This window comes from Pseudomonas sp. NPDC089743 (assembly GCF_044748785.1).
Lineage (GTDB): Bacteria > Pseudomonadota > Gammaproteobacteria > Pseudomonadales > Pseudomonadaceae > Aquipseudomonas > Aquipseudomonas putida_X.
The window spans coordinates 541926-559718 of record NZ_JBIVGS010000002.1 but is presented as its reverse complement, the minus strand read 5'-3'; the positions used below and the strand labels follow the sequence as shown (position 1 = coordinate 559718).

13 protein-coding genes and 4 pseudogenes are annotated in these 17793 nt (G+C 59.8%); 6 read left to right on the top strand and 11 right to left on the bottom strand.

Annotated features, from left to right (window positions below):
• Position 1: 1 nt before the first annotated feature.
• The 4 genes from tauC to tauA (ACIPZC_RS06000) are packed head-to-tail and all read right to left on the bottom strand — an operon-like array spanning position 2 to position 3655.
• Positions 2–835: a taurine ABC transporter permease TauC gene (gene tauC / locus ACIPZC_RS06015; RefSeq protein WP_400625575.1), complete on the bottom strand. Its 834-nt coding sequence runs from the start codon at positions 833–835 to the stop codon at positions 2–4.
• Positions 832–1614, bottom strand: coding sequence for a taurine ABC transporter ATP-binding subunit (gene tauB / locus ACIPZC_RS06010; protein WP_400625573.1), 783 nt, complete (start codon positions 1612–1614; stop codon positions 832–834). Before tauB ends, tauC begins: the two co-directional genes overlap by 4 nt.
• Before the next feature lie 30 nt (positions 1615–1644).
• Positions 1645–2616 (bottom strand): taurine ABC transporter substrate-binding protein, encoded by a 972-nt coding sequence (gene tauA / locus ACIPZC_RS06005; RefSeq protein WP_400625571.1) that lies wholly within the window; start codon positions 2614–2616, stop codon positions 1645–1647.
• 58 nt (positions 2617–2674) lie between these two features.
• Positions 2675–3655: a taurine ABC transporter substrate-binding protein gene (gene tauA / locus ACIPZC_RS06000; protein ID WP_400625569.1), complete on the bottom strand. Its 981-nt coding sequence runs from the start codon at positions 3653–3655 to the stop codon at positions 2675–2677.
• Between the two features lie 407 nt (positions 3656–4062).
• On the opposite strand from tauA (ACIPZC_RS06000), the gene ACIPZC_RS05995 reads away from it, so the two are divergent.
• From ACIPZC_RS05995 to ACIPZC_RS05980, 4 genes and pseudogenes are all read left to right on the top strand, one after another.
• Positions 4063–5469 (top strand): LLM class flavin-dependent oxidoreductase, encoded by a 1407-nt coding sequence (locus ACIPZC_RS05995; RefSeq protein WP_400625789.1) that lies wholly within the window; start codon positions 4063–4065, stop codon positions 5467–5469.
• Between the two features lie 20 nt (positions 5470–5489).
• Entirely contained in the window at positions 5490–6455 is a 966-nt protein-coding gene (locus tag ACIPZC_RS05990) for an AMP-binding protein (protein WP_400625567.1), read from the top strand.
• Positions 6452–7218 (top strand): annotated as a pseudogene (locus ACIPZC_RS05985) (ABC transporter ATP-binding protein). The gene ACIPZC_RS05990 and the pseudogene ACIPZC_RS05985 overlap by 4 nt, the downstream one beginning before the upstream one ends.
• Positions 7218–8080, top strand: a pseudogene (locus tag ACIPZC_RS05980) (branched-chain amino acid ABC transporter permease). The pseudogenes ACIPZC_RS05985 and ACIPZC_RS05980 overlap by 1 nt, the downstream one beginning before the upstream one ends.
• Here ACIPZC_RS05980 and ACIPZC_RS05975 read toward each other — a convergent pair.
• The 3 genes and pseudogenes from ACIPZC_RS05975 to ACIPZC_RS05965 all read right to left on the bottom strand — a co-directional run.
• On the bottom strand, positions 7963–8334 hold the full coding sequence (locus tag ACIPZC_RS05975) for a P-loop NTPase fold protein (RefSeq protein WP_400625565.1): 372 nt from the start codon (positions 8332–8334) through the stop codon (positions 7963–7965). The pseudogene ACIPZC_RS05980 and the gene ACIPZC_RS05975 overlap by 118 nt on opposite strands.
• 334 nt (positions 8335–8668) lie before the next feature.
• A complete protein-coding gene (locus tag ACIPZC_RS05970) occupies positions 8669–9652 on the bottom strand; it encodes an IS5-like element IS2000 family transposase (protein WP_400625563.1) in 984 nt (327 codons plus the stop codon).
• A gap of 82 nt (positions 9653–9734) precedes the next feature.
• Positions 9735–10292 (bottom strand): annotated as a pseudogene (locus ACIPZC_RS05965) (LysR family transcriptional regulator); the annotation flags it as partial.
• A 238-nt stretch (positions 10293–10530) separates the two neighbouring features.
• Between ACIPZC_RS05965 and ACIPZC_RS05960 the strand changes: the two are divergent.
• Both ACIPZC_RS05960 and ACIPZC_RS05955 read left to right on the top strand, forming a co-directional pair.
• Positions 10531–11589, top strand: coding sequence for an alpha/beta hydrolase (locus tag ACIPZC_RS05960; protein ID WP_400625561.1), 1059 nt, complete (start codon positions 10531–10533; stop codon positions 11587–11589).
• Between the two features lie 68 nt (positions 11590–11657).
• A pseudogene (locus ACIPZC_RS05955) lies at positions 11658–12877 on the top strand (MFS transporter).
• Between the two features lie 229 nt (positions 12878–13106).
• Here ACIPZC_RS05955 and ACIPZC_RS05950 read toward each other — a convergent pair.
• From ACIPZC_RS05950 to ACIPZC_RS05935, 4 genes are all read right to left on the bottom strand, one after another.
• Positions 13107–13367, bottom strand: a complete 261-nt coding sequence (locus ACIPZC_RS05950; protein WP_400625559.1) for an OprD family outer membrane porin — start codon at positions 13365–13367, stop codon at positions 13107–13109.
• Between the two features lie 247 nt (positions 13368–13614).
• Complete coding sequence (locus ACIPZC_RS05945; protein WP_400625557.1) at positions 13615–14967, bottom strand: OprD family porin; 1353 nt, start codon at positions 14965–14967, stop codon at positions 13615–13617.
• Positions 14968–15159: 192 nt separating this feature from the next.
• Positions 15160–16314, bottom strand: a complete 1155-nt coding sequence (locus ACIPZC_RS05940) for an acyl-CoA dehydrogenase family protein (protein ID WP_400625555.1) — start codon at positions 16312–16314, stop codon at positions 15160–15162.
• A 78-nt stretch (positions 16315–16392) separates the two neighbouring features.
• Entirely contained in the window at positions 16393–17742 is a 1350-nt protein-coding gene (locus tag ACIPZC_RS05935; RefSeq protein ID WP_400625553.1) for an MFS transporter, read from the bottom strand.
• Between the last annotated feature and the right edge of the window lie 51 nt (positions 17743–17793).

The window sequence follows — 17793 nt, the reverse complement described above, 5'->3', positions numbered from 1 at the left end:
CTCAATGCGCCTGGCCGTGCCATGGCACCAGTTTGCGTTGCAGGGCGCGCAGGCCCAACTCCAGGGCGAAGGCGATCAGGGCAATGACGAGGATGCCGAGGATCACCACGTCGGTGACCAGAAACTGCGCCGCCGACTGCACCATGAAGCCCAGGCCTTCGGTGGCAGCGATCAGCTCGGCGGCGACCAGGGTCGACCAGCCCACGCCAAGGCCGATGCGGATGCCGGTGAGGATGTCCGGCAGGGCGCTGGGCAGGATCACGTGGCGGATCAGCTGCGCCTGCGTGGCGCCGAGCGATTGCGCGGCGCGCAGTTTGGTCGGGTCGACGTTGCGCACGCCGGTGGCGGTGGCGATAGCCACCGGGGCGAAGATCGCCAGGTAGATCAGCAGTACCTTGGATAGCTCGCCGATGCCGCACCAGATGACGATCAGTGGCAGGTAGGCCAGCGGCGGGATCGGCCGGTAGAACTCGATCAGCGGGTCGAAGATGCCGCGCACGATGCGGTGGCGGCCGATGGCGATGCCCAGCGGTACGGCGGTGAGCACAGCAGCCAGCAGGCCGAGGCCGATGCGCCCGAGGCTGGCGCTCAGGTGCTGCCACAGGCTGGCGTTCATGTAGCCCTCGCCGAGCAGTTGCCAGCCGCGTGTGAGCACGGCTTGCGGGCTGGGCAGGAACAGGGGCTCGATTAGCCCGGCGCTGGTTGCCGCCCACCACAACCAGAGCAGGCTGGCGATGCTCAGGCTGCTGATGGTCAGCAGGCTCAGTTCACGACGCGGTTTCACCGTGCGCTGTTCTTCGGGCGTCTTGGCGTAGACATATTCGTAGCTGCTCATGCTCGGTTCCCCTGGCGTTGGGCAAAGACCTGGGCGAGCACGTGCTCGCGGGTGTCGATGAAGGCGCGGTCGGACTTGATCGCGCGGGCGCTTTCGCCTGCGGCGTAGCGGCGGCCGAAGTCCAGCCGCAGGTGCTCGACGATGCGTCCGGGGTTGGGCGCCAGCAGCACCAGATCGGTGGCGAGGAACACGGCTTCCTCGATGTCATGGGTGATCAGGAACACCGGCTTGTGCGTGCGCTGCCAGACCTGCAGCAACAGCTCCTGCATCTGCTCGCGGGTGAAGGCGTCGAGGGCGCCGAAGGGCTCGTCCATCAGCAGTACGCGCGGGTCTGTGGTGAGTGCGCGGGCCAGGCCTACGCGCTGTTTCTGCCCGCCGGAGAGTTCCCAGATGTGGCGCTGCTCGAAGCCGGCCAGGTCGACCAGGGCGAGCAGTTCGCGCGCCTTGGCCTCGCGCTCGGCACGGCCCACGCCGGCCAGCTGCAGGCCGAAGGCGACGTTCTCCAGCACGTTCTGCCAAGGCAGCAGGGCGTCGTCCTGAAACACCACGCCACGCTCGGCACCAGGCCCCGCGACGGGCTTGCCATCGAGGCTGATGCGCCCGGCGCTGGGAGAGACGAAGCCGGCGATCAGGTTGAGCAGGGTGGTCTTGCCGCTGCCGGAGGGGCCGAGGGCGACCAGCAGTTGCTCGGGGCCGAGGTTGAAGGACAGGTCGCTCAATACCGCGTTGGCGGCGCCCGGGTACTGTGCGCTGATGTGCTCCAGTTCGAGTAGGGCCATGTTCAGGTTCTCTTCAAGGCAGGCGCGGGTTCAGGGTTTGATGTACTGGCTGCTGACGTAGGGCGAGTAATCCGGTAGCACGCGGTCGGCCTTGCCCTGTTCCTTGAGGAAGGCGGCGGTGGCGGCGATGTCGCCAGCGGTGCGCTCACCGAGCAGGGCCAGTTGTTGCTGGCGATCCGGGAAGGCGGAACCGGCCAGCAGCTCGGGTACGTCTTCTGGGTTGGAACCGGTCAGCGCGGCGATCTTGCGCACCGGTTCGGAGTCGGCTGTCCACTGGTCTTTCTCCGCCGCATAGCGGGCGAAGCTGTCGAGGGTGACCTTGGCGAACTGCTCCAGCACTTCGGGGTGCTCTTCGGCGAAATCCTTGCGCGCGACCCAGACCTCGAAGGTCGGTGCGCCCCAGGTGCCGACTTCGGCGGCGTCGGTGAGCACCTTGCCGGTTTTCTTGATCTCGCCCAGTGCCGGCGACCAGACGAAGGCACCGTCGATGTTGCCGCGTTGCCAGGCAGCGTTGATCTCGGCCGGGTTGAGGTTGACGATGCGCACCTTGGCCGGATCGATCTGCCAGTGCTTGAGGGCGCCGAGCAGGCTGTATTGCGAAGTGGACACGAACGGCGTAGCCAAAGTCTTGCCGGTGAGGTCGGCGGGTTTCTCGATACCGCTGCCATTGCGTACTACCAGCGCCTCGGCGGCATTGATCTGCGCGGCGACGACGAAGGTGACGATAGGCAGGTTACGGCTGGCGGCGGCTGCCAGTGGGCTGGAACCGAGGTTGCCGATCTGCACGTCGCCGGAGGCGATAGCAGTGACCACTTCGGCGCCGCTGTTGAAGCGACGCCAGTCGATCTTCTGGCCAATGGCTTGCTCATAGGCACCGTCGGCCTGAGCGACCTTGGTCGGATCGATGCCGGTTTGGTAGGCGATTGTCAGGTCGGCAGCCTGGCTGAACGAGGCGAACGCAGCGGCGGCCACGGCTGCGAACAGGCGATGGATACGGGGCATAGAATGGACTCCGGGCATGAAAGGAGACCGGGCGGCCTGGCCGCCCGGAAAACATGGCTTAGTTAGTGATGTACTGATTGCTGACGTAGGGCGCGTAGTCAGGCAGCACCTTGTCCACCTTGCCCTGCTCCTTGAGGAAACCCGCGGTGGCGCTGACGGCCTGGGTGGTCGGCGCGCCGAGGGCGGTCACCTGGTCGGCGGCCAGCGGGAAGACGTTGCCCTGCAGCAGCAGCGGGATGTCCTCGGCCTTGGCGCCGGAGAGTTTCACCACCTTGGCGATGTTGTACTGGTTGGCCAGCCAGGCTTGCGGATCCTTGCGGTAGTTGGCGTAGGCATCGAGGGTGACCTTGGCGAAGGCACGCACGATCTCCGGATGCTTCTCGGCGAAGTCCTTGCGCACGATCCAGGCATCGAAGCTCGGGGCGCCCAGCTCGCTGAGTTCGCCGGAGGTGATCAGCACCTTGCCTGTTTCCTTGGCCACACCCAGCGCCGGATCCCAGACGTAGGTGGCGTCGATGTCGCTACGCTGCCAGGCAGCGGTGATCGCCAGTGGCGCCAGGTTGAGGATCTGCACCTTGCTGGGGTCGATGTTCCAGTGCTTGAGCGAGGCCAGCAGGCTGTAGGGGCCGGTGGAAACGAACGGCACGGCGACCTTCTTGCCGATCAGGTCGGCCGGTTTGTCGATGCCGCTGCCGTTGCGTACGACCAGTGCCTCGGCGGCGCCGATCTGCGTGGCGATGAGGAAGGTCTGCACCGGCAGTTGTCGGGTGGCGGCGGCCGCCAGCGGGCTGGAGCCGACGTAGCCGATCTGCACGTCACCGGAGGCGACCGCGGTGATCACCTCGGCGCCGCTGTCGAACTTGCGCCAGTCGATCTTGGCTTTGGCGGCCTTTTCGTAGGCGCCATCGGCCTGGGCGACCTTGGCCGGGTCTACGGTGGTCTGGTAGGCAACGGTGACGTCGGCGGCCTGGGCGGCCAGGGTCGCGCTCGACAGGGTCAGTGCGACCAGGACGCGGCGCACGAAGGGAAACGGGGTCATGCGGGTGCTCCTCGAAGGCGGGCTGGCCCTTCTAACGAGGATGCCGAGCCGCGGGACGGTGTTCAGGTGTTGTCAGGGTGTCCGGCGGTCCGGTGGAGCAAGATTATCTGTATAAAATGGAATAGATAAATATTTTTTTAGAATACTTTTATATTAATCGGTTCGAATGTGAGGCGTGCTCTTGCCTGGCTGCTGCAGCCTTCCATAGCACCTGAACGAGGGGCATGAGCGACTGTTGGTGGGTGGGCAGCGAATCAACAGGGATGACCTTGTGCAGGCATTTTTCCTGTTTGCTAGATTTTATAAGTTCCTGTTTTTAAAGAATTTAATTTTTGGCATGAATCCTGTCATGCAAGTGCTGAGAGGCGCCGAAACTTGGTGCCGAGCCCATCGAGCAGGAGTCCCCCATACCACGTGAAATTCGTTTGAACGCCTTCGAGATGAACTGTTTCGGCCATCAGTCGCCCGGCCTCTGGAGGCACCCTAAGGATCGCGCCTGGCAATACAAGGATCTGGACTACTGGACGGATCTGGCCAAGTTGCTGGAGCGCGGCAAGTTCGACGGCATCTTCATTGCCGACGTGATCGGTATCTACGATGTGCTGGGCGGCAATGGCAATGCGGCCATCCGTCAGGCGACCCAGGTGCCGGTCAATGATCCGCTGGCGTTGATCACACCGATGGCGCTGGTCACCGAACACCTTGGTTTTGACCTTACCGCCTCGCTCACCTTCGAGCACCCGTATCCCTTCGCCAGACGCTTGTCGACTCTCGATCACCTGACCAAGGGCCGCATCGGTTGGAACATCGTCACCTCCTACCTCGACAGCGGCGCGCGCAACCTCGGGCAGAAGGCGCTGAGCGACCACGATGCGCGCTATGACTACGCTGACGAATACCTCGAGGTGCTCTACAAGCTGTTTGAAGGCAGCTGGGAGGAGGGCGCGGTCGTGCGTGATCGCGAGCGCATTTTCAGCGATCCGAGCAAGGTTCATGAGATCCGCCACCAAGGCAAGCACTTCCAGGTGCCCGGTATCCACCTCTGCGAGCCATCGCCGCAGCGTACGCCGGTGCTCTACCAGGCGGGGGCGTCGAGCCGTGGCAAGGACTTCGCTGCCGGGCACGCCGAGTGCGTGTTCGTCGCCGCACCGTCCAAGGTGATCCTGAAGAAAACCGTGGCCGACATCCGCCGCCGCGCTGCCGAGGCCGGGCGCGACCCGCGTAAGGTGCTGATCTTCAACCTGCAGACGGTGATCGTCGACGAGACCGACGCCAAGGCCCAGGCCAAGTGGCAGGAGCTCAAGTCCTACAGCAGCTACGAAGGTGCGCTGGCGCTGATCTCCGGCTGGATGGGTATCGACTTCGGCCAGTACCGGCCTGACCAGGTGCTCAAGCATATCCATACCAATGCCATTCAGTCGGCAGTGGAAACCTTCTCCACCGCCGACCCAGACAAGCAATGGACTGTGCAGGAACTGGCCGACTGGGTGGGCATTGGCGGCTTCGGCCCGCTGATCGTCGGCAGGTGCGCAGACCGTTGCCGACGAACTGCAGGCCTGGTCGAGGAAACCGACGTGGACGGTTTCAACCTGGCTTACGTCCTGGCCCACGAAACCTTCCGTGACGTGGTCGAGCTGCTGGTGCCCGAGTTGCAGAAACGCGGCGTGTTCAAGACCGAATATCGCAGCGGCACCCTGCGCGAGAAGTTGTTCGGTGATGGCCCGCGACTGCCCGCCAACCACCCTGGCGCCGGCTATCGCGACCTCAGCCAGCCGCGCGAAACCGCCAGTGTCAGCCTGGTTGAGCCGGCCTGAATCGGCAGGGGAGAAATCGCATGAGTATTCATGAACACTATCTGTCGTTGCCCTACGTAGTGGCCTACAGTGCCCTGACGGCGCTGCAACGCTGGGCCAGAGAGCGGCCGACACAAATCGCCCTGCGCCATCGCCGTCTTGGCGCGTGGAAGGCCTGGCGCTGGATCGATGTGCTGCGTGAGGTCGAGCGGGTTGCCGATGGCTTGCGCCAGCAGGGTTTCACCCCTGGCGCGCGACTGGCATTGAGCGGTGCCTTCGAGCCGAGCCTGCTGATGCTGGCGGCTCATCAGCTTGGTGGCCAGAGCCTGGTGATTGGCCGCGACAGCCGTGGCGATGAACTGCAACGGCAACTGCGCCAGGCGCGTCCGACGTTCGCCTTCGTCCAGCGCCGTGAAGATGTGTCGCACTGGTTGGGTAGCGGCCTTGTCGAGCTGTGGCCCCTGCGTCTGTTTTCCGCCCAAGCCAATGCCGTGAGCAACGGTTTGTGGCAGGTGCAGCCGCTGTCGGTGTTGTTTGTCGGCGAGGCGCCGGTGGCGCAGCGCCAGGGTTGGGCGCAGGTCGCCGAAGAGGACGTGCTGTGGGTCGATGAGGGCACCGAATGGCGTGGGGGATTGGGGCATTTGCTGAGCCGCTGGCTGGAGCAGGGTGAAGGTCTGGCCTTCCCGGAAACCAGCGAGTCAGCCGGACGCGACCGCCGCGAAATCGCCCCGACCGGGTTGCTGTTGTCCGCCGCGCGGGTCGAGGCGCTGGCTGGCGAAATCGATGCCCGTCTGGCGCCACCAGGCAGTTGGCGGTGGCGCCTGTGTGACTGGACGCTGGAGAACCCGCACCAAGGTTTGCGTCGCTGGCTGAAACAGCGCGTACGGCGACTGCTTGGCTTCCATCGCCTGCGCCGGATCGAGGTGCCGAGTGCGCCTGCCAGCGTGGCGCTACAAGGCCCGGCACGCCTGTCATGGCTGCATGAATATCTGGAGCGCGCGGCATGAGCGCCTTGCTGGAAGTGCGTAACGTGTCGTTGTCTTTCAAGGGCGTGAAGGCGATTTCCGGCTTGTCCTTCAGCGTCAGGCGCGGCGAGATCTGCGCCCTGATCGGGCCGGATGGCGCCGGCAAGAGCTCGCTGCTGAACATCCTCAATGGTGTCTACCGGGCCGATGCCGGCCAGTTGTTCTTCGCCAGCGAGCCGTTGCGCCGGCCGCATCCGCTGCAGGCGGCGCGGCTGGGGATCGGCCGTACCTTCCAGAACAATGCGCTGTTCAAGAAGATGAGCGTGCTGGACAACCTGCTCACCGGTCTGTCGCGTTTCCAGCGCAGTTTCTTTCTCGAACAGGCACTCGGCCTGCCACGTGCCGGCGTGAAGCGCGCGTTTTCGCTGAACGCGCCGAGCAGGTGCTGGAGTACCTCGAGCTGCAACCCTGGCGCGACGTTGCCGTGGGCAGCCTGGCTTATGGCCTGCAGAAGCGTGTGGAACTGGGCCGTGCGCTGATCGCGCAGCCGACCCTGCTGCTGCTCGACGAGCCGATGGCGGGGATGAACGCCGAGGAGAAACAGGACATGAGCCGCTTCATCGCCGATATCAACCGTGATCTCGGCACCACGGTGATTCTCATCGAACACGACATTCAGGTGGTCATGGGGTTGTCCAGCCACGTGGTGGTGCTGGACTACGGACGCAAGGTCGGCGATGGCACGCCGGCCGAGGTGCAGGCCAATCCCGATGTGATCGCCGCCTACCTGGGAGCGCCGCATTGATGAACTTCTTCCTGGAAACCCTGATCGGCGGCTTGCTTGCCGGCACCCTGTATTCGCTGGTGGCCATCGGCTTCGTGCTGATCTACAAGGCCAGCGGCGTGTTCAACTTCGCCCAGGGCGCGATGTTGCTGTTCGCTGCGCTGACCTTCGTCAGCCTGCATGAGCAGGGCTTGCCGTTCGCCCTAGCGTTGGCCCTGACCGTGCTGGTGATGATCGTCGGTGCGCTGCTGATCGAGCGCCTGGTGCTGCGGCCCCTGGTTAATCGCTCGCAGATCACCTGTTCATGGCCACCCTTGGCCTGTCGTTCATCATCGAGGGTCTGGCCCAGGGCCTGATGGGCGCCCAGGTGCGCGCGCTGGATCTGGGCATCGAGGACGTCCCGCTGTTCGTCGGCGAGATCATGTTCAGCCAGTTCGATCTGGTCGCCTCGGGCGTTTGCGCCTTGCTGGTGGTGGTCCTGGCGCTGCTGTTCAACAAGACCCGCATCGGTGTGGCGTTGCGCGCGGTGGCTGACGACACCCGCGCGGCACTGTCGCTGGGCATCAACCTCAACCGCATCTGGCAGATCGTCTGGGCCGTGGCAGGAATGGTCGGGCTGGTGGCCGGGCTGCTCTGGGGCGCGCGCCAGGGCGTGCAGTTCTCGCTCTCGCTGGTGGTGCTCAAGGCACTGCCGGTGCTGATCATCGGCGGCTTCACCTCGATTGGCGGAGCCATCGTCGGCGCCGCCGAGAACCTCGCCGAAGCCTACATCGGCCCGCAGCTCATCATTGGTGCCATCGTCGAGCAGCAATTTTTTGAGGTTACCGTAAGCTTCTGCGCCAAGTGCCCGAACCCCCAGGCGTTGAAGGTGATGCTTCTGTAGCGTTGGCTTCTAGGTCGACGCCCGCCGGCTACTGACGTGTCATCTGCGAGCGCGCGAGTATGTAGTTCTTTGACCGAGCTCTTGCCGGTACCCCAGCCGCCCAGCAAGCCGATGCTGAAAGGTGGCTTGTGGCCTTCTTCCTCGACCAAGCAGCGCAATGCTTGAGCGTAATGCCGATGGCCAAAGGCGTCTTGGTCTTCGGTTTCAATGTGGCGATCCAGCACTGCAGGCAGAGTGCGGCGGGAATCGAGCATACGATCATCCCTTATCAGTATGGCAAATGGCTATTGTCAGGTGAGCATACTGGTCGCTGCTGTTTGAGGCCAGTGGACGCGGCGACATGTGCGAAATCGTGAGCGCCCGGGATGGTGACATGTCGCAAGAAATCATGGGGTAGCCGATAGACAGTGTCCAGAGGGGGTTGTACTGTCTGTGCGAAAGTGGCGCTAGGCCACTACCTGCCGGCTTCTAGGGAAACTCCGAACAAGTTGCTCATCAGTCGGAAATGTGCGGTTTAGGGATGCCGAAAAGCCCGCTTTTCAGTCGCCGATTATTGGATAACCAAGGCAAAGCCTTGGTTATCCGGACTCACGGGCGCACCTCTCCCGCAGCAGGCAATAATTGCCTGCGCACCATCCACAGATTCGACAGGGCAAACAGCGTGGTCAGTTGCGCCGTGTTCTTGGCCAAGCCGCGAAAACGAGTCTTTACATAGCCGAACTGGCGTTTGATCACCCGGAACGGGTGCTCCACCTTCGCACGCACTTGCGCCTTGGCCTTTTCGATCTTGCGCTTGGCTTGGTAGAGCACGCTGCGTTTGCTCAAGTGTTTGTAGGTGCTGCGGCGGGCAGCGACCTGCCATATCACCTGCCGTCCCTCGTGTTCTGGCCGCTTTTCCACACCTGTGTAACCCGCATCCGCACACACGACATTCTTTTCGCCATGCAATAGCTGAGCGACCTCCGTCACGTCAGCTACGTTCGCGGCGGTGCCATGAACGTGATGCACCAGACCCGATTCAGCATCCGCGCCGATGTGGGCCTTCATGCCGAAATAGTACTGGTTGCCCTTCTTCGTTTGATGCATTTCAGGATCGCGCTTGCCTTCCTTGTTCTTGGTCGAACTGGGCGCGTGGATGATGGTAGCGTCGACAATGGTGCCCTGGCGCAACGACAGGCCCTTGTCTTGCAGGTAATTGTTGATGGTTTCCAGAATGCCGGCTGCCAACTGATGCTTCTCCAGCAGGTGCCGGAAGTTCATGATCGTCGTGTCTTCGGGGATCGGAGCGCTGAGCGTCAGACGAGCGAACTGGCGCATCGAAGTGATCTCGTACAGCGCCTCTTCCATGGCGGGATCGCTCAAAGAGAACCAATTCTGCAGCAGGTGAATGCGCAGCATGGTTTCCAGAGGATAAGGCTTGCGGCCACCGCCAGCCTTTGGGTAGTGAGGCTCGATCAACGCCACCAGTCCACTCCACGGAACCACCTGTTCCATCTCGGCCAGGAAACGCTCGCGACGGGTTTGCTTGCGCTTGCCGGCGTACTCGAAATCGGAAAAGCTCATCTGACTCATGGGATGGCGGGCTTGTAGAAGGCAGTTGGACGGAGGGCTATTTCAGCACAGGTCAGATGGCCTGTGCTGACTTGATCGGAGAATCCTTAGGTGTCTTCGGCTTCGGGTGCTGTGCGAAGTACTCAGGGGAGGCAGCAACGGCCATACGTAACTGTGGGCCAATGGGCACCGCAATCATGTCTCTATCGATTGTGTCGCCCAAGCGAACACCGGCATCGAAACGCTCTTCGACGATGTTCCGAAGGTCGTAACTCACGTCAAATTCGATGTTTATGTCGGGATGTTCAAGTAAAAACGGTGTGAGCTTGGGCAGCAGGGTCGTCCGCAAGATGTGATCGCCACTTGTAATCCTGATCGTGCCTGCAGGTTTGTCACGCATGTCTGTCAGCGCTTCCAGTTCGAACTCGATTTCATCGAATCGATGCCCTATAGCACTCAGCAGACGCTCACCGGCAAGGGTCAGTAAGACGCTGCGGGTAGTGCGTGTCAACAGCCGAATCTGCAAGCGCGCCTCCAGGCCGCTCACGGTTTGACTCAGGGCCGATTGGGTCACGCCCAGCAGCGCAGCTGCTCGCGTGAAATTTCTCTCGCGGGCAACAGTGACGAATGAAAGTAGCTCATTGAAATTGCGTTTGGCCATGTCGCCAGTATCCCACAGATTATTGATTAGCTTAGCTTATAGCTTCTGTAAGCATTAAGTAGCTAGTAAAGCGGCGGCCCAGGGTAGACCATTGTGCGCCCCGATACTTAAAGTTGTTGCAATCAATGGAGACTCTCATGCTCGAGCTTACTGAAGGTAACCTGGACCGTCCAGCCGCGGGTATGCCCAGCGTTGGACGCCGCACCGTGTTGAGGATGACAGCACTGGCGTCGCTGCATTGACCGTTGGTGCAGCGCTTGCACAGGGCGCTCTGGCCGAAAGTAGCTCGCCCCTCGCCAATAAGTGGGACAAGACCTTCCCTAAGAGCGACAAGGTTGACCACAAGAAAGTGACCTTCAAGAATCGCTATGGCATCACCGTGGCCGCCGACCTCTACCGCCCCAAGAACACTGCCGGCACGCAACTCCCAGCGTTGGCAATCAGTGGTCCCTTCGGGGCCGTTAAAGAGCAGGCTTCCGGCCTGTACGCCCAGGCGATGGCTGAGCGCGGCTTTGTCACTGTGGCCTTCGATCCTTCTTTCACAGGTGAAAGCAGTGGCGAAACCCGTAACATCGCATCCCCGGATATCAACACCGAAGACTTCAGCGCAGCTATCGACTTCCTCGGGCTGTTGCCCTATGTCGGCCGCAATCGCATAGGCGTCATCGGCATCTGTGGTTACAGCGGGATGGCGCTGACCGCAGCCACAAGCGACTCCCGAATCAAAGCGGTCGCCACGGCGTCCATGTACGACATGTCCCGCAGCATGAGCCGTGGCTACCAGGATAGTTACACCACCGAGCAACGCCACAAGGTGATCGACTACCTGAGCCAGCAGCGCTGGGCTGATGCAGAGCTCGGTGAACCCGCGTTGGGTTATCACGAGGTACCGTTCGATGAAAATGGCAATATTGTGAAGGGCCGGCGTGTATTGCCAGAAACGCTGCCGAAGAATCCGGATCCGGTACTGGCGATATTCTTCGATTACTACCGTACTCCTCGCGGATTCCACCCTAGAGGGGTGAACTCGACGACGGCGTGGACTGCAACCACACCGGTGTCGTTCTTCAACTTCCCGATGTACGCCAACATCGAAATGATCGCTCCACGCCCAATTTTGCTGGTTGCTGGGGAGAGCGCTCACTCGCGTTACTACTCCGAGGATGCCTTCAAGGCGGCATCGAACCCCAAAGAGCTGTTGATTGTCCCAGACGCAGATCACGTGGATCTGTATGACCGCATGGACAAGATCCCCTTCGACAAGCTGTCAGCGTTCTTCCAGCAACACCTGGCTTGATCCTAAGCTGCCAACGCCGCTGGCGCCCGCATGGTGCAAGTGGCGTTGGTATAGACCACGAGTAATCCATGAACAATCAAACGAACAACGCCACTTCCGGCCTCGCGACGTCTAATGCTGACAGTCAGCCGCAGGCCTATTGGAGTGGCGTATTCGCAATGACGCTCTGCGTTTTTGCGCTAATCGCCTCCGAATTCATGCCGGTGAGTCTGCTCACACCGATTGCCGCCGACCTGAGTATCACCGAAGGGATGGCGGGCCAAGGTATCGCGATTTCAGGTGCCTTCGCGGTGCTCACCAGTCTGTCGATCACGTGGATCGCCGGCGGTATGGACCGCAAGACAGTGCTGCTTGGCTTGACCGCGTTGATGGGCGTGTCGGGAGCACTTGTCGCACTCGCCCCGAATTACCAAGCCTACATGGTCGGTCGCGCACTCGTTGGTGTGGTGATTGGGGGCTTCTGGTCGATGTCCGCAGCAACGGCCATGAGGCTAGTCCCCAGCGACCAGGTGCCCAAAGCACTTGCGATCTTCAACAGCGGGAATGCTCTTGCAACGGTTATTGCTGCCCCATGGGAAGTTATCTGGGGGCTATGGTTGGGTGGCGGGGCGCCTTTTTGGCCTTGGTGCCGGTTGCCCTTCTGGTTCTGGCTTGGCAGTGGTTCAGCTTGCCCTCCATGAAAGCTGCTCCGGGTCGGTCCGCCTCCAGCAATGTGTTCAGGTTGCTCAGAAAGCCGCCTGTGGCCCTGGGCATGGCAGCCAGTGGTGCATTCTTTATGGGCCAGTTCGCTCTGTTCACCTACGTTCGCCCTTTTCTTGAAACCGTAACACATGTGAATATCACCACACTGTCGTTCATTCTGCTGATCATCGGGGTGGCGGGTTTCATCGGCACCGCCCTGATCGGTACTTTCCTCCGAAAGGGTCTCTACCGAACGCTGATCATTATCTCGACGTTGATGGCCGCGATCGCTCTCACACTGATCCCCCTGGGCGCTTGGGTCGCTCCTGTAACTGTTCTGCTAGGGTTGTGGGGCTTGATGGCCACTGCCGCTCCAGTCGGGTGGTGGAGCTGGGTAGCCCAGGCGCTGCCAGAAGACGCAGAGGCGGGTGGTGGCTTGATGGTAGCGGTCATCCAGTTGTGCATCGCACTGGGATCAACGGTCGGCGGTGTGCTGTTCGACGCGAGTGGGTACCGAAGCACCTTTATCGCGAGCGCGGTCGTTCTGTTGGTCGCAGCGCTTTTGACGGCTCTCACTGCTCGATCACAGGCGCCGCGCTTGGCATGAGGCTCAGAGGCAAGCGTTCATGCGCCTCTGGGATTCACCATGCATCGAAATTAGCAGCGGGGCTGCGCTCAGTAGCGCCTTGTCGGCATAGAACCCAAAGGGCCGGCCCGTTCAAACCGGCCCTTTGGGGCATCGCATTGGGCTGAGAGCCTAAGTAACTGATGCACACCGATTTTGTTTCGGTGAACCCTTCAATGGCTGCCCGGCCGAATTCGCGACCGATGAGGGATTAGTCGGTGGTGAATTTGTCGTCGCTGTTGAAGGTGTCGACGCCGGTCTGGCGTGTGAAATGCCCTGCCTCCAGGCTGACGGTGTCGAACTCGTCGATGTTCAATTGCAAGCCCATCGCGGCGCTGGGGAACAGCCTGACTGTGTTCATTGCCAGTATAGGGGTCATACTGATGCAGTAACGCATGCGTCGTTCGCGTCGCAGGTCAGAGCTGCGACCGATCAGAATCATCCCCAGGGCGGCGCAGGTAAAGGGGATCATGGTTTAGAGCGAAATGTGGGTGATGCTGGATACACCGAGTTTCTGGATCGTCGTCGGCAACCAGAAGTTGAACGCGTAGGTGCCCAGAGCAGAACTGAAATAGAGGAATGCCAAGACATAGACCGTGAGAGAGAAAATATCAGACCGCGGTGAAGTGGCGCGTTGCCACTGGACGAGCAGATGCAGATCGACTGAATAGCTGCTGGCTGCCCCCCCTGAGTGGCTTGGGCGCCAATGGCGCCCAAGCTTAGAAAATGTTGATTGGAAACTCGGTAATCAGCCTGACCTCATCGATGTCAAGGTACCTGTAGCCGCTGGTAGCCCGGTGAGTAGATTGCCTCAGGCGAAACGACATATCGCGCGCAGGCCCGGACTGGATCACGTACTTGATGTCGAAATTTCTCTCCCAATGCTTGTTGTCCTTGTCGGTGTCATACACGTAGCGAGCGGTGTAGTAGGGGTTGTGACTGTGCGAGTTATCCATCCCATCCCCCCTGACATACCTGGTCATGAAGCTAAGCCCTGGTATGCCTAAAGCTGCGAAGTCGTAGTCGTACCTCAGTTGCCACGACCTCTCGTTGGCTTCCGTGAACGTTGCGTACTGAACCGCGTTGCCTATCGTGATGGTGCCGCCCATGGTGCCAAAGCCGATCCAGTCCAGGGGCTCGTCACCGTTGATCCTCTGGTGAATGACTGAGAGTGTGTGGCCACCGTTGGTGTAGGCAGTGGAAAATGACCAGGAGGTATTGTTTATGGGGCCCGCGAGGCTTTTGCCATAGTTCAACGTACGGTAAATGTTTAAGTCGAAATCTATTCTTTTGCTTTCGTCAATGGCGTAGCTGTATTTAGTGTTGCCATAGTATTGATGCCAGGCATTTTCTAGCTGACCTGCATAGAGGGCTACCGATAGATTCCCTTGCTGGTAGCGGCCACCGATAAAACTAGCAGAGTAATAAGTGATCGCGGTACCTCCACGCTTTAGGGCGTAGTCGGTTGTGAATTTATCGTCGCTGTTGGACGAGTCAACCCCGGTCTGTCTCGTGTAGTGGCCTGCCTCCAGAGTGAAATTGTCAAATTCGTTGACGTTCAACTGAAGCCCCGTGGCGGCGCTGGGAAATAGCCGAACAGTATTCACCGCCAGTACAGGTGTCATTGGCATCTGTTCGCCATACTTCAGCGTACTTTTTGATGCCCGAAGCTTCAGAGCGGCACCAACCCTAGAATAATCATCGCCAAGCTTGCCATCGCCGTCGATGGGCAGGAGTCGCAAGCCTGCGGTACCGCCTCCTGCACTCAGCTTGAGGCCTAAGATTGCATTGGCATCTAACCCAAGACCGATTGCTCCGGGTGTAAAACCGGACTGAAAGTCCACAAGAAAGCCTTGGGCCCACTCCTGTGCGTATCCATTTCTTTCGTTAACAGGCTTGAAGGCGTTTGTTCCGGTAGCACTTGAACTGCCGTTACGGAAATCTCGATGGAAGAAAAAATTCTTATTGGTAAAGCGCAGTTTTGCGTCATCAAATAATGGATTTTCCGCTGCAGTTGCCTGAAATGATGAGATGCAGAGAGCGCCCATCAGCATTGCGCAATGGCGTGACATCTTAGGTACCTTCCTTATTTTTTTTGTTTGGAGAGGTAACGCATTTATATGAGGTTTTCTATGGTCAAAAATTGTCGTTTGAGGTTGCTAATCCATTAGCGCGTGTGCGAAATATTATGCAGGCATGCAGGCATGCCTGCGGCATTGAGGTTGGAATAACGACGCTTTAGTACCAACCGCTAGGTTTTGATCTCAAAATGATCGAGGTAACTCGAGCCAGCGTTCACCTAGCAGGTTTGCGAGCATGTCATCGGTCAGTGGTGCAAAAGAGTAGAGGCGGATATCTCGATAGTAGCGTTGCATCGGATATTCCAAGTCAAAGCCTGCTCCGCCCATCGACTCCATGCCGACCCTCACCGCTTCGTTGGCAGCTTTACTGGCGGCAAGCTTTGCGATGGCGCTGGAAACCTCGGTATTCTGATCACCTTGCTCCTGCGCAATCGCAGCCAGTTGGGTGGTGAGCCAAGCCTGCTCTAGTGCAACGCCGGCGTATACCAGCCGATGCTGCAGCGCTTGGAATTGACCGATGGGTCGGCCGAATGCTTTACGATCTTTGGCGTAATCGACTGCCAGTTGCTGAGCGCCCCGACCAATGCCAACAGCGACTGCAGCGGCGTTCAGACGCTCAGAGTTGAGCGTGCTCAACACTTGGATGAAGCCTTGATCTACGTCGGCCAGTACTGCGTCATCCGAGAGCTTTACGTCGTCGAAGGCAACAGAGCAGGTGTCGTAGCTGTTGATAGCGAAGGTATTGATCTCTGTTGCCGAAACGCCAGGTGCTGACTTATCGACGAGGAACAGGGTTACGCCGCGCGAGCGGTGCTCGCCGGTGCGAGCGAGGACAATGAGCAGGTCAGCGTGGATTGCGCCACTGATCCAATATTTGCTACCGGTTAGTCGCCAACCGTCATCGACTCGCTTGGCCTTGGTGCGCATCGCCTGCAGGATGTCAGTGCCACCGCCTTCTTCAGTCAGGCAGAACGATGCTTTGATCTCGCCGGCGCAGAGTCTCGCCAGGTATTGATCTTGCTGCTGCGGAGTTCCGTATTGGCTGAGGAGTCGAGTAGCCATGAACTGAACGACGCCGAAGACTGCCATGGAGGTTGCCCTGCGACCTAGCGCCTCCAAGGTCAGAACTTGGAGCTTAGGCGTACCACCGGATCCCCCACATTCCTCGCCGATACCCACGCCCCAGGCGCCGAGCTCAGCCAGTGCTCTATGTAAGTCGAAATCGAATTTCTTGGCATTATCCAGCTTCTGGACATGCTCAACAGGTGCCACCCGCTTGATGGTGCCTTCCACTGCATCGCAGAACAGTTGCTCTTCTTCGGATAGCTTCAAAAACATCCTACTCTCCTGGGCTTCTTGCTGGTTGCAAAGGAGCCGGGGGCTACGTGCCTTCCCGGCCGCTGGAGTGGAAATCTGTCAGTCAGGTTTACCGACAGCAAGGGCATGTTTAGGCATGAGCGTGAGCATACAGAGGGCTGCGATCACCATGATCAGGCTGATCGCATACATGCCGGCGTGGTCCTTACCCGTCAGTTCGCGCGCGATGCCAATGATCGCGGGCGCTGCAAAACCACAGAGCGAGCCGAGCGAGCTGACCAATGCAATCCCAGCTGGCGCGCTTTTGCCTTTGAGGTATGTCGCTGGAATTGCCCAGCAGACGATGATTGCCCCACTGAATCCGAACGCTGCCCCACCCAATAGGGCTAGGGACAGGGGGAGGGAGGTAGAAAGGGTAGAGAGGGATAGCATTGCTGCGCCGAACAAGATGCTGATGCAGTAATGCATTCGTCGCTCGCGTCTGAGGTCAGAGCTGCGGCCGATCAACATCATCCCGAGGGCGGCGCAGGTAAACGGGATCATTGCGTAGAGCGAAATGTGGGTGATGCTGGAAACGCCGAGCTTTTGGATAGTAGTCGGCAGCCAGAAATTGAACGCGTAGGTGCCGAGAGCAGAGCTGAAATAGAGAAATGCCAGGACATACACTTTCGGGTCGATGAGAGCGCTGAATATCGCCTCACCACTGTGTGGGTTGACTGCTTCTGGGTCGAGCGTTGACTTGTCATGAGCCATCAGCTCTTGATGCAGAGCCTTCTCCTCGGTGCTGAGCCAGTGCGCCTGTTCGGGTTTATCGCAAAGCAAAAGGAAGCATGCGATCCCGATGAAGATGATGGGTACAGCTTCCAGCAAGAAGAGCCACCGCCATCCCGCCAGGCCAGAAACACCATTCATTGACTCCATGATGAGGCCTGAGATTGGGCCGCCCAGGATGGGGGCGACCAGCGTTGCAAGCAGAAGGGTGCCGGTCACTCGACCGCGCATATAGCTTGGGAACCAGTAGCTCAGATAGAGAATCACACCAGGGAAGAAGCCTGCTTCAAAGATCCCAAGCAGCAAGCGCAAGATGTAGAGCTGCTGGGCGGTGGTAACAAGCATGGTGGCGGCCGATGCCAGCCCCCAGAGCACCATGATTCTCGTCATGGTTTTTCGGGCGCCTATCTTGTCTAGCAGCAGATTGCTAGGGATCTCAAAGAGGGCGTAGCCAATGAAAAAGATGCCGGCTGCAAAGCCGTATTGGCTTTCCGTCAAGCCTAGGTCGGGGAGCATCTGAAGCTTCGCATAGCCGATATTCACCCGATCAAGGAAGGCGAAGATGTAGGCGACAAAAATCAGAGGGATGACGCGCAGTGCTATTTTTCGAAAAAGCACACGATTGATTGCGGTTGCTTCAGCAAGGCTCCAGCTGGAGGCGTCGATCGTCGATTTCATGGTGAGTCCAGTGTTGTTATTGTGCGGACTTCGAATGAAAGGCGCGCGTGG